This is a genomic window from Ktedonobacterales bacterium (genome assembly GCA_036557285.1).
Taxonomy (GTDB): Bacteria; Chloroflexota; Ktedonobacteria; order Ktedonobacterales; family DATBGS01; genus DATBHW01.
Window position 1 is genome coordinate 19,775 of sequence record DATBHW010000055.1, and the last position, 10,799, is coordinate 30,573.

Sequence of the window (10,799 nt, forward strand, 5' to 3'; positions counted from 1 at the left end):
CACTTAGCCCTCCGCCTGATGCTGGCCGCGCTGAAGGATGCGCTCGATCAGCGCCGTCGTTGAGTGTTCGGGCAGATAGGGGAGCAGGCGCACCTGCCCGCCATAGGCCAGCACCGGCGCGGCTTCCGGCAGTTTCGTGTAATTGATGGCCGCGCCTTGGTCTGCTGCGCCGGATGCGGCGTAATCACCGCCTTTCACATAGACATCCGGGCGCAGCGCCTCGACCAGCGCCACCGCCGTCGCTTCCTCGAAGATGGTCACGTAGTCCACGCAGGCCAGCGCGGCCAGCACTTCGGCGCGTTCCTGCTGCGGCGTCAGCGGGCGGCCCGGCCCTTTGAGCGCGCGGGCGGAGGCGTCGCTGTTGACGCCCACGACCAGCAGGTCGCCCAGCGCGTGGGCCGCCTGGAGATAGCGTATATGGCCCAGGTGCAGCAGGTCGAAGCAGCCGTTGGTGAAGACGACGACGGCCCCCGCCGCCTGGCGCTCGCGCAGGAGGGCGGCGAGTTCGCCGCGCGCGTAGATGTTCGCTGCTGGATGAGAGATAGCGGCCATCGGCTTAGCTCTCCGCTCTCAGCGCGTCTTCCACCCCGCGTATCAGTTCTTCTGGCGTATTGCTGGCGCAGCCCAGCCGACGCACGACCAGACTCGCCGCGATATTGGCAAGTATGGTGGCCTGGGCCATGTCAGCGCCCGCCGCCAGGGCCAGAGTGAAAGTGGCGGTGACGGTATCGCCCGCGCCGGTCGTATCGCGCACCTCGGTGAGATTGATGGCGGGCAGGTGCAGCGGCGGCTTGCCAGGCTCAAAGAGGCTCATGCCTTCGCTGCCCCGTGTAATCAAGACGCCCTGCGCCTGCATACCCGCGAGCAACTGCTGGCCCGCAGCCTCCAGGCTGGCGAGATCGGTAATGGCAGTTTTGAGGGTGGCCTCGGCTTCGGGCTGGTTGGGCGTGACGCTGGTGACGCCCCGGAAGCGAAAGAGGTCGTCGTGCGAATCAACGGTAATAATCTTGTCGTGCTGGCGCGCCAGCGAGACACAGGTTTCGATAATAGCCGGGCTGATCACGCAGTTTTCATAGTCGGAGATAATGATGGCGTCCATCTGCGGCAGGGTCTGCTCGATATAGGCAAGCATCTCCGCCTGCGAGCCGTCGCCCAGCCGCGAGCCATCGAACACATCAACGCGCACGATCTGCTGCTGGACAAGCTGGCTGCTTCCGGCCAGGATGCGTGTTTTGGTGGAGGTGGGGCGGCTAGCCTCGCTGCACAATCCCTCGCAGTGAATGCTGAACTCGTCCAGTTTGGCCCGCAGCCGCGCGCCGGGCAGATCGTTGCCCACCAGCCCGCTCAAATAGACATCAGCGCCCAACGTGCGGGCGTTGATGCCTGGGTTGATGGCTCCGCCAGGAACGGTGAATTGTTCGCGCTGCTCCAGTATCAGGACAGGAGCCTCGCGGGAGATGCGCGTGGGCGTGCCGATGATATATTCATCAAGCACCATATCGCCCACGACCAGCACTTTCTTGTCGGCAAAGCGGGCGATGATCTGAGTCAGGGTAGCTATATCCATTGAGTTCAAGGGCCACAACCTTATAGAAAGATGCTTCCAAAGTTCCGTCTCAAGATTCTTCATTTAGAACGCACGAGGCAAAGCGCCAATAACGAAAGCGCCGGTAAAAGCGCGCGTAAAAGAGTGTATCATGTTTTGCTGCTAATTAGCGACTCTAGCAGGGGAGATGCACAGAGACCTTCTGCCTGTACCGCCGCCGTCCCTGGCGGCGAACCGTTGGGCCATTGAGACGCGGCGCCTCAGAGAGCAGCCTCCGTGCTGGCGCAACGCTGGCCTGCCGATATGTTAGCCTGGAGGGCGAGCGTTGCGGCTTTCGAGCGTCTCGCCGCCAGGGACGGCGGCGGTACACGCAGCACAACATGGCCCGGAGGCGCCTGCACGCTCCGAGCCAGGACACGCGAGAGAAGGTATTCACCCTATGCCGTATTTATTGATGTTTTGCAGGTGTTCGGCAAAGGTGCTGGCGTAGTGGGTCTTGCCGTCTTTCCCGGTGATGAAGTAGAGATAGGGCGAGTTTTGTGGATTGATGGCCTGGGTGAGCGCGTCGGCTCCTGGGCTACAGATCGGCCCCGGCGGCAGCCCTGGATTCTGGTAGGTATCATACGCGCCCAGTTTATACTCCTTGCCCGCCCGATCCAACTGCGGCCAGGGTTTCTTGGGAGTCCCCAGCGCGTATTGCAGCGTCGGGTCGGCTTGCAAGTGGTCCACTCCGCTCTCGTTGGTCTTGCGTTCGCCTTTGCTGATCAGATAGCGGTTATGGTAGACCGAGGCGATACCCCGGCGGTCTTCGTCTGTGCGGGCTTCGCGCTCCACGATAGAGGCCAGGGTCAGGGCGTGAAAGAGCTTATCAGCCATGCTCTTGCCGTCGGCATCGCTGTAGTTCTTCTTGAGCAGATCGAAAATGCTCTGGTGCGTGGTCGGGTCTTTCGCCGGGTGCGCCTCGCACTGCTGCTCATTGTTCAGGTAGGCGTCGGGCTTGCCTTCGGGGCTGGGACAGAGATGCTCGCTCAAGTTGTCCAGCATCTTGTGAACAACATCGGCAGCCGTCGTCTCCTGGGCCACCAGATAGCTATCCGCGAAGAGATAGCCCTCCAGCGCAAAATCAGGAGCTTTTCCTGCCTGCTTGCCATGATTCAAGAACCAGTATTCTGAGGCCAGCGCAACGCTTTTGCCGGTGTCATCGGTGTAAGCGCCTGTTTGCGCGATATGGATAAACTCGTCGCTCTTGAACTTCTGGAGGATCGGCTCGGCGGCAAAGTGGTCGGCAATCTGCCAGATACGGTCTCCTTCCGGTATTGTGACTAGCTGTTCAACCGGCTTGCTCGTCAGGAAGATCGCCACGATCTCTGGAATGGTCATCGAGGCGGAGATTTGATACGCGCCTGCCTGAAGCTGATGGTCCAGCCCTTTATAGCGCGCCCAGAGGCGAAAGGCGAGAGCGTTGCTGATGATCTTTTTCGCCACGAGATCATCGCCAATCTGAGCGGTAGATTCGCCCGGTTGGATGACGAACAGGACCGATGGCAAACCTGGTCGGCCAACCGGCTGAATAATAGTGAGGCCAAGGGTCCAGGCGCTAAAGCCGCCCACCAATCCGCAAGCCATCAGCGCCAGCGCCAGGATGAGCGCAAGCCGCTGCTTTGTTCTCAACGTGTATTCCCTCCATGTTCGCGCAGAAACCAGGCAATGGCCTGATGCGCCGCTCGCCGTCTGTCAATCGCGCCGCGCCTGCGGTCCCTGGATGAAGGGCAGCGCGCGTACTCCTCTCTAAGTGTAACGAATAGATCAGCTCATGGGAAGACAAACAGCCGAGAAGGGCTATTCGATACACACTGCTATCAACAAACACTTTAAGCATCTTCTGCCGAGTCCATACCATACATCTCTTTGAGCAATTCGCCTCGTATTTTGCGCCCTGATTCAAGCATCTCTTCAAGGGTGATACCGGATTCTCGGAGTTTTGCCCCTATCTCGTCCAGCAGCTTTGCTGCAATAACTGCCTTTGGGCTGATAAGGATGCCCTCTGGCGTTTCCTGAAAGCCAACCAGATCACCTTCCTTCAGATTATATTTGCGGCGTATTTCAGCAGGAAGGGTGATTTGACCTTTCTCCCTGATTCGGGTGAGCTTTGGCTCTTGCACTTTTTCGGCCACTTGTATTTCACCCTTCTTTGTGTGAATTTCCAACTTTCTTACATGCTAACATAGCTGTGAGCAGGGAGTCAAGGGCTATTGCTGTTTTCCCCGCGCCATCGCTGCATCAGGACGAGCGCGCCCATTGGGAAGAGAACGCGCATGCGCCAGGCGCGGCGGGGCTGGCGCAGCAGCCGGAAGACCCACTCCAGTCCGGCGCGCTGCATCCAGCCGGGCGCGCGCGCCACGCGCCCGGCGATGAAGTCATACGCGCCGCCGACGCCGATGGCGACGCCCACGCCCGCCTCGCCCAGCGCCTGGGCGTGCTGGTGAATCCAGAGGTCTTGTTTGGGCGCGCCGTAAGCGACGGTGAGGACATCGGGCCGGGCGGGGCGAATCAGACCCAACATCTCTTCAGCCTCGGCTGGATCGGGCGATCCGGCATAGGTTCCCGCGATCTGAAGATCAGGGAAGCGCCGCTGGAGATTCTGCGCGACCTCTGCGGCCACGCCTGGCGCAGCCCCCAGCAGAAAGAGGCGATAGCCACGCCCGGCGCAGCGTTCGGCCAGCCGGGGCAGCAGATCGACACCCGTCACGCGCTCCGGGCAGGGGTGGCCCAGGATGCGCGAGGCCCAGACGACGCCCATGCCGTCGGCCAGAACGAGCGCGGCCTGATTGATCGTCTCGCGGAAGGCGCGGTATGTGCGCGCCGCCCAGACAAATTCGGGGTTCACGGTGATGATCTGCTGGACTGGACCACCGCGCTGGCGGTGATGGTCAATCATGGCCTCGATGCGAGCCAGCGCCCCGGCCATATCAACCCGATCAGCGCGCACGCCCAGGATCATCAGGCGCTCCGGTGGCGCTGAAAGAGGCGACGATGGGGGATTCGATGAGATGGACATGGGCCAACCTGCTCCTGCGCTGCGCGATAGCCGGTTCCACCACACAGGAGGTGTTGGCAAGCGAGGCGTGGTACCTGTAGCGCCGCCTTCCAGGCGGCTCAACGCTGGCCGCCTGGAAGGCGGCGCTACAAGTGGCGTCCCCCCCAATAGGTGGTGGAACCGCGATAGCTCAGTATAGCACGCGCCAGATGTGAGCTGTCTCATTGTGTTCTATGAGAGCGCATGTTACAATGACTGTACGCTAAGCCAGGCAAGCCAGGCGCGTTTTCCTGCTTTCAGGGAAAACCAGGCGTATCTTCTGCTTCTTGCGCAAATACACAAGAGCCGCCAGAGATACAACGGCCTCATCGTGTACTACTTCTGAAGGAGAGCGATCATGTCCTACGACCCGACGCAGCAGGTTCCCCCGCCGCAGGGGTATCCACCGCAGGGCGGCTATCCGACGCAGCAAGGGTATCCCCAACAGCCATATCCGCAGCAATCGGGCTACACACAACAAGGCTATCCTCAGCCGCAGCCGCCAACCTATTCGCAGTACAGCGGGCCGCCGCCTGCCCCGACGGGCGCGGGCTTCGACTTCAATGCCTTCTGGAAGAAACTGGGGCTGACCGGCCAGGTCTGCTTGATTAGCGGTGTAGCCTTATTCATTTTTTTCTTTATTCCCTGGTTTGCTGTAAACGCAACGTGCAATGGCTCGCTCTGCGGCAGTGTCACTGATAAAACCTACAGCTATAACGCCTTTGCCATCATTGGCAGCGTGAAACCTGGGAACGCCAGTGAAACCTATAGCTTTCCTTTAATCCTGCTCGTTATCCTGGCTTCCCTGGACTTTATTGTTCTGCCGATTTTGGGCGCAATGGGGAAGATGGTCGCCAGGCAGGTGCAGTTGTTTGTGCTGATTGCCGCTGGCGTGGCGCTGCTTCTTGAAGTTATTTTTATGTTCACCGCCTTTGGCGCGTTTCCAAATGAGACGGGGAGCCAAACCATCGCGGGTACGACAGTAAAGGTCTCTGCCGGGCCGTCGGCAGGTTTCTGGCTGGGCGTGCTGGCAACGCTGGCTGTTGGCGGTATCTACCTCTACCTCAATTACTTGAAGAAGCCTGCGCTGGCGGGCATGCCGATGGGCGGCTATCAGCAGCCGGGCCAGTATCCTGGCTCGCAGCCATATCAGTACCCTGGCTCGCAGCCGTACCAGCAGCCGGGCCAGTATCCAGGTTCTCAGCCGTATCAGCAGCCGCCTCAATATCCGGGGCAGTATCCGGGCCAGCAGCCGCCACAGTATCCGGGGTAGGCGGGGGTAAAACCCCCGCCTGCCGCCAGAGCCTACGCCGCCGCGCGATAATCCCAGCGCACATAGCCGCGCAGCGCCTCGCGCAGCCGCCAGCGCGCCCGCCTGGATTGCTCGCGGCGCTTGAGTTCCGCGTACAACTGACTCAGATGCTCACAGACACCCAGCGCCGCCCGCGCCCAGTCGTCTTCCCCCACCAGCGCGGGCGGCGCTTCGCTAATGCGCAGCAGCCGCTCCACCTCCACCTCCCAGAGCGAAAGGAGACCCGCTTCGCTCAGTTCGCGCAGGCAGCGCCGGTCATAAGAAACAGCAGACATCCCGGTCCAGCAGGGGGTGGACTCCTGCCAGCAGCGATAGGCGGCGGCTTCGGGATGCTGGCGCATCCAGGCCAGGCGGTCTCCAATCGCCTGACCAACCCAACGCTGGAGGCAGAGCGGCTTGAGCCAGCGGGCCGCTATCGCATCGGGCGCGACGGCGGTTTGCGCGTCGGGCGTCAGCCAGCGGCACGCCGAGCGCAGCGGTACGGACCAGGCAGCAGACCAGAAAAAGACCAGATCGGCGGGGGTAATCTTCATGATAAGTCATCTCCTTTGTGCATCGCGCGCAAAACGCCCCGCAGACGAAACGGCCATCTCCTGAAGGTGGGCGGGTGAGACTTGCCGGAGGCGTGGGAGGAAGCGTCGCTGACGCTCCCTCCAGCCCAACCGGGAAGCGGTTCGCCCCGCCGAAAGGAGATGGCCGCTGAGTGATGGCTTCTACCAGTGATGATAGAATGCCCCCAGCCGCATCTCCTGGCTAGTTCAGGGGTGGGGTGAGTGACACGGCCAGTTTATAGTACTGGCCGTGTCACATGGTACCGTTTCATGCTGTCAAGGTGCGCGGCGCGTCGGACAACGCGCCAAACTCTGTGGGATACTGAGCCAAGTATACGGTCTTTTACCCGCGCTGTCAAGAGGCGCGAGCATTCCAGTTTCCCCAAACAAGAAGTGTTGGCAGGCGAGGCGCGTCACTTGTAGCGCCGCCATCCTGGCGGCCACCGCTGCGCCAGGGCGAACGCTGCGCCAGGGCGAACGCTTGCCCTTCAGGCCACCGTCACTTGTAGCGCCGCCATCCTGGCGGCCACCGCTGAGCCAGGGCGAGCGTTCGCCCTTGGAGCCAGCGCCCCAGCAGGCCAACGTTGGCCGCCTGGGAAGGCGGCGCTACAAGTACCATGCCTCGCTTGCCAACACCTCATTTTTGCTAGACCCATCTGGAGAGGCAGGCTTGCAACTGAAAGGCTGCTGTGCTACCATGCTTCTGCTACTGCTGAGCATAGCGAAGAGCATACAGCACAGGTGAAAGGATAACCCCCTTGTGGGGGTAAAAGGAGGGATACCAGATGATGGCTCCGGGCGATTTCATTGGCCCCTATCGGATCTTAGCGGAAACTTCCCGACTTGCTTCCAGCGTGACCTACCTCGTCGAACACCCCGTCCAAGACACAGCGACCCCACTGTTCCTGACGGTCTGGCCTGCTGTTCACCTGCGCTCGCTAAAGGAGAAGCACGACTTCGCGCAGGCGTGCGAGCAGATCAAGCGATTACCAGCCCCCTCGTTCCCACTCCTGGAGAGCGGCGTGGACCAGGAAACCCCATACATCCTTCTGCCTGAACAGGAAGCGGGCCAGGAACGGATTGCGCTGATCGATCAGCAGCTTCAGAAAAGCCAATCCAGCGAGGCTGAGGCCGTGTTTCTGCGGGCAGTGCAGGGAGCGCCACCGCCGCGCCCATCCTGGCTGCCAGGATGGGCGCGGGCCGCAAAGGAGAAGGGGAGCCGCGTGCCTAAAGGCGCCTGGGTTGGGGTGTTCGCCGCGCTGTTGATCATTTCCTGCTGCGGCTGGGTGGCGCATGTGTCCCTCCCGGCTTCTGGCGCGACCCTCACAGTCACTCCCAAAAGCACCCATGTCCAGCAGACCTTGTTTGTGGCCGTCTCCACGCAGCCCAATCAGAATGGGGATATTCACGGCCAGGCTATCACCTATACCACGCCCGCGCAAACGCGAACCGGCAAGGCAACCGGAAAAGCGCATCACGCGGCAACAAAGGCAACGGGTTCTGTCGTCATCTCGAACATCAGCTTGAACGGTTCGAGTGAAGACCTTATTGGAGCGAGTACTGTTGCCAGCCTGAGCGGAGTAGACATTGTGATAGACGGCTTCACCGCCAGGGAAGGGGCTACTATCACCGTCCCGGCTCACGCAGAGCGGGCGGGTTCCGGGGGAAATATCTCGGCCTATGACATCAATTTTACCGTGCAGTTCTGCCGACAATCCGATGTCCTCTGTAACAACCCAACTGGGCAGGCCCACGTGCAAAATCCCCGCACCTTCACCGGGGGACATAACGCCTTCGATCAAACGATTGTCCAGCAGTCGGATATTGATACACTTGCTCAGCCACTGATTCCCCAATTGACAGCCAGCGCCCAGGAGCAGCTCAGCCAACTCGTCGCGCAGCAAAAGCAGCCAGATGATCAAGCGGCTCTGCCCACACCAGAGTGTACCCCAACCATCCGGCCTAATCATAAGATCAGCACTGCGGCCACGACCGTCACGGTGCAGGTGAGCGTTACCTGCTACCAGATTCTCTATGCCCAGGCCGACTTTATCCCCGGTGTCGTTCACGCGCAGGAACAGCAAACACGCAGCAAGTATTTTGTGGGATACAGGCTGGTTGGCGATATGCTCGCCAGTACTCCGGTGTTTGCAACAACGGATGCCGTCCAACAGACAGCCACCTTGCGGGTGGATGCGAACAGTATCTGGGCGTATCAACTGGATGACAACGACAAGGCCATGATGGCTGAGGAGATCGTAGAGCAAACACCAGATGCTGCCAAAGTCCTTTTGCTCGCCAAGTTTTCAAGCATTATTCAAGACGTGACCTTTGCGCTCCAGGGCTTTGGCGGCAAACTTCCGACAGATGCTGGCGCGATTCACTTCAGCACGCAGCCTGTTCCGGGCCTGCGCGCCTGATACCACATCCGCCTGAAGCGGAGCCTTGTACTTGTAGCGCCGCCGTCTCGGCGGCCACCGCTGCGCCAGGGCGCGCGTTCGCCCTCGGGGCCAGCGTCCCAGCAGGCCAACGTTGAGCCGCCTGGGAAGGCGGCGCTACAAGTGACACGTCTCGCTTGCCAACACCTCCTCTTGGGTGGAACTACCGAAGAAAGCCTACTTGAATCGTTTGCTTCGATAGCATATAGTAGTAATGCTCCCTGTTCTCCTCTCTTCTCCTCAGTACAAAGAAGACGAGTAACCAGGGAGCCATTCTTTCTATTCGGGGAGGGAGCCAGGATGCAGCAGGCATCTACGCCTGTAGAAGCGATCATTCGGGAGCGCATCGCCGCGTCCGGGGCGATCACCTTTGCCGAGTATATGGACCTGGCGCTCTATCATCCTCAGTTCGGCTACTACACCGCTGGCCCGCCAAAGGTGGGCTGGAGCGGCGATTTTTTTACCAGCGCCCATCTCCATCCGCTTTTTGGCGCGTGCATCGCGCGCCAGCTTGCCTGGATGTGGGACACCCTCAAGCGCCCCGCGCCCTTTGTGGCGCTTGAGGAGGGCGCGGGGCAAGGCGTGCTGGCCGAACAGGTACGGGCGTTTGCCCAGGAACACCTGCCTCTGCTGGCCGAGGCGCTGCGCTATCAGGTAACTGATATTGGGCAGCCTGCGGAGATGGCTCCTGCTTCGCCTCTGCATGTCATCCTCTCCAATGAGTTGATTGACGCCTTTCCAGCGCATCGCGTGGAGGCGCGCGGCGGGCGCTTGCTCGAAGTCTACGTGGTTGAGCGCGAAGGGCGGCTGGTGGAACGCCTGGATGAACCCTCCTCCGAGGCCGTTTCCGGCTATCTTGATCGCTTTGCTGTTCCCTGGCGGCGCTTTGGCGATGGCTGGCGCGCCGAAATCAATCTGCGCGCGCTGCACTGGATGCGAACGACGGCGGCGCGGCTGGCGCGCGGCGGCTTTGCGCTGACGATTGACTATGGCGACACGGCCCGCCGCCTCTATACCCGCGCGCGGCGGCATGGTACGCTGCTGTGCTATTACCGCCATTCGATCAACGAAGAACCGCTGGCCCGGCCCGGCCAGCAGGACATGACGGCGCATGTGAACTTCAGCGCGCTGATTGAGGAGGGCCGCCGCGCCGGGCTGAGCCGCTCGCGCTTCACCACGCAGCGCGCATTCCTGCTGGGACTGGGCATCCGCGAGGAGATGGAGGCGCTGCGCGCCCGCCGCTTCGGCGCAGCCGACGCCGCTCGCCACACCGACCAGGGCCAGGCCGATCTGCTGCGCGCCTATAGCCTGCGTAACGCGGTCAGCGCCCTGCTGGACCCATCCGGGCTGGGCGGCTTTCGCGTGCTGATGCAGCGCAAGACGCCTGCGTCTGGAAGCGCGCCGCGCGCGTAGGGTGGGTACTTTTGGCCTGCCTGGGCGGCTGGAATAAAAATACAGCGTCCTGTTGGGAGAGCCAAGGTTCCTTGCAGCGTCGCCCCCCTTCGGGAAGGGCCGCTTGGCCGCGCCCAGCGCGGCCATTCTCGCTCGGCTGCACCTCGCTCGCGTGTCCCTTCCAGGCGGCAATTCGTGCAAAATGGGCCGCTCTGCGCCAGTTGCAGGCAAAGATGCGAGGAATTGGTCCTAAACTTGCTCCTGGCCTTGCTGCCAGGATATTGAGCGCAGAACAAGAACGCCTCCAGGGCTGCATAGCCTATGCTGCTGGCGCGAAGCGAATGCGGGGATGTCGCTGGCCGGTACTGCTGCCCAGGCGGTGGAAGCTTCAGGAAAGGTGAAGGAGATGCCACGAGAGAGCGGAGGATCGGTGACATCTCCTTCCAGTGGGGAGGAGCCTCAATTCCTCGCCCAAATTATAGAA

At 61.3% G+C, this 10,799-nt stretch carries 9 protein-coding genes; 3 read left to right on the forward strand and 6 right to left on the reverse strand.

The window, feature by feature from the left end:
- Nucleotides 1-3: 3 nt before the first annotated feature.
- The 5 genes from VH599_16230 to VH599_16250 all read right to left on the reverse strand — a co-directional run bounded on the left by VH599_16230 (nucleotide 4) and on the right by VH599_16250 (nucleotide 4,604).
- Entirely contained in the window at nucleotides 4-552 is a 549-nt protein-coding gene (locus tag VH599_16230) for an adenylyltransferase/cytidyltransferase family protein (GenBank protein HEY7349866.1), read from the reverse strand.
- Nucleotides 553-556: 4 nt separating this feature from the next.
- On the reverse strand, nucleotides 557-1,567 hold the full coding sequence (locus VH599_16235) for a PfkB family carbohydrate kinase (protein ID HEY7349867.1): 1,011 nt from the start codon (nucleotides 1,565-1,567) through the stop codon (nucleotides 557-559).
- A gap of 411 nt (nucleotides 1,568-1,978) precedes the next feature.
- Nucleotides 1,979-3,217 (reverse strand): endolytic transglycosylase MltG, encoded by a 1,239-nt coding sequence (locus tag VH599_16240; GenBank protein ID HEY7349868.1) that lies wholly within the window; start codon nucleotides 3,215-3,217, stop codon nucleotides 1,979-1,981.
- Between the two features lie 200 nt (nucleotides 3,218-3,417).
- Nucleotides 3,418-3,720: an AbrB/MazE/SpoVT family DNA-binding domain-containing protein gene (locus VH599_16245; protein ID HEY7349869.1), complete on the reverse strand. Its 303-nt coding sequence runs from the start codon at nucleotides 3,718-3,720 to the stop codon at nucleotides 3,418-3,420.
- A gap of 68 nt (nucleotides 3,721-3,788) precedes the next feature.
- Nucleotides 3,789-4,604: a WecB/TagA/CpsF family glycosyltransferase gene (locus VH599_16250; protein ID HEY7349870.1), complete on the reverse strand. Its 816-nt coding sequence runs from the start codon at nucleotides 4,602-4,604 to the stop codon at nucleotides 3,789-3,791.
- Between the two features lie 376 nt (nucleotides 4,605-4,980).
- On the opposite strand from VH599_16250, the gene VH599_16255 reads away from it, so the two are divergent.
- Complete coding sequence (locus VH599_16255) at nucleotides 4,981-5,895, forward strand: hypothetical protein (GenBank protein HEY7349871.1); 915 nt, start codon at nucleotides 4,981-4,983, stop codon at nucleotides 5,893-5,895.
- Nucleotides 5,896-5,927: 32 nt separating this feature from the next.
- Here VH599_16255 and VH599_16260 read toward each other — a convergent pair whose 3' ends face one another.
- Entirely contained in the window at nucleotides 5,928-6,467 is a 540-nt protein-coding gene (locus VH599_16260; GenBank protein ID HEY7349872.1) for a hypothetical protein, read from the reverse strand.
- Nucleotides 6,468-7,270: 803 nt separating this feature from the next.
- On the opposite strand from VH599_16260, the gene VH599_16265 reads away from it, so the two are divergent.
- Both VH599_16265 and VH599_16270 read left to right on the forward strand, forming a co-directional pair.
- Nucleotides 7,271-8,905 (forward strand): hypothetical protein, encoded by a 1,635-nt coding sequence (locus tag VH599_16265; protein ID HEY7349873.1) that lies wholly within the window; start codon nucleotides 7,271-7,273, stop codon nucleotides 8,903-8,905.
- A gap of 318 nt (nucleotides 8,906-9,223) precedes the next feature.
- On the forward strand, nucleotides 9,224-10,336 hold the full coding sequence (locus tag VH599_16270) for an SAM-dependent methyltransferase (GenBank protein HEY7349874.1): 1,113 nt from the start codon (nucleotides 9,224-9,226) through the stop codon (nucleotides 10,334-10,336).
- The last annotated feature ends 463 nt before the right edge of the window (nucleotides 10,337-10,799 follow it).

Coding starts and splice junctions, on each gene's coding strand:
- VH599_16230 (HEY7349866.1), bottom strand. CDS start 552: ATGGCCGCTATCTCTCATCCAGCAGCGAACATCTACGCGCGCGGCGAA.
- VH599_16235 (HEY7349867.1), bottom strand. CDS start 1,567: ATGGATATAGCTACCCTGACTCAGATCATCGCCCGCTTTGCCGACAAG.
- VH599_16250 (HEY7349870.1), bottom strand. CDS start 4,604: ATGTCCATCTCATCGAATCCCCCATCGTCGCCTCTTTCAGCGCCACCG.
- VH599_16255 (HEY7349871.1), top strand. CDS start 4,981: ATGTCCTACGACCCGACGCAGCAGGTTCCCCCGCCGCAGGGGTATCCA.
- VH599_16260 (HEY7349872.1), bottom strand. CDS start 6,467: ATGAAGATTACCCCCGCCGATCTGGTCTTTTTCTGGTCTGCTGCCTGG.
- VH599_16265 (HEY7349873.1), top strand. CDS start 7,271: ATGATGGCTCCGGGCGATTTCATTGGCCCCTATCGGATCTTAGCGGAA.
- VH599_16270 (HEY7349874.1), top strand. CDS start 9,224: ATGCAGCAGGCATCTACGCCTGTAGAAGCGATCATTCGGGAGCGCATC.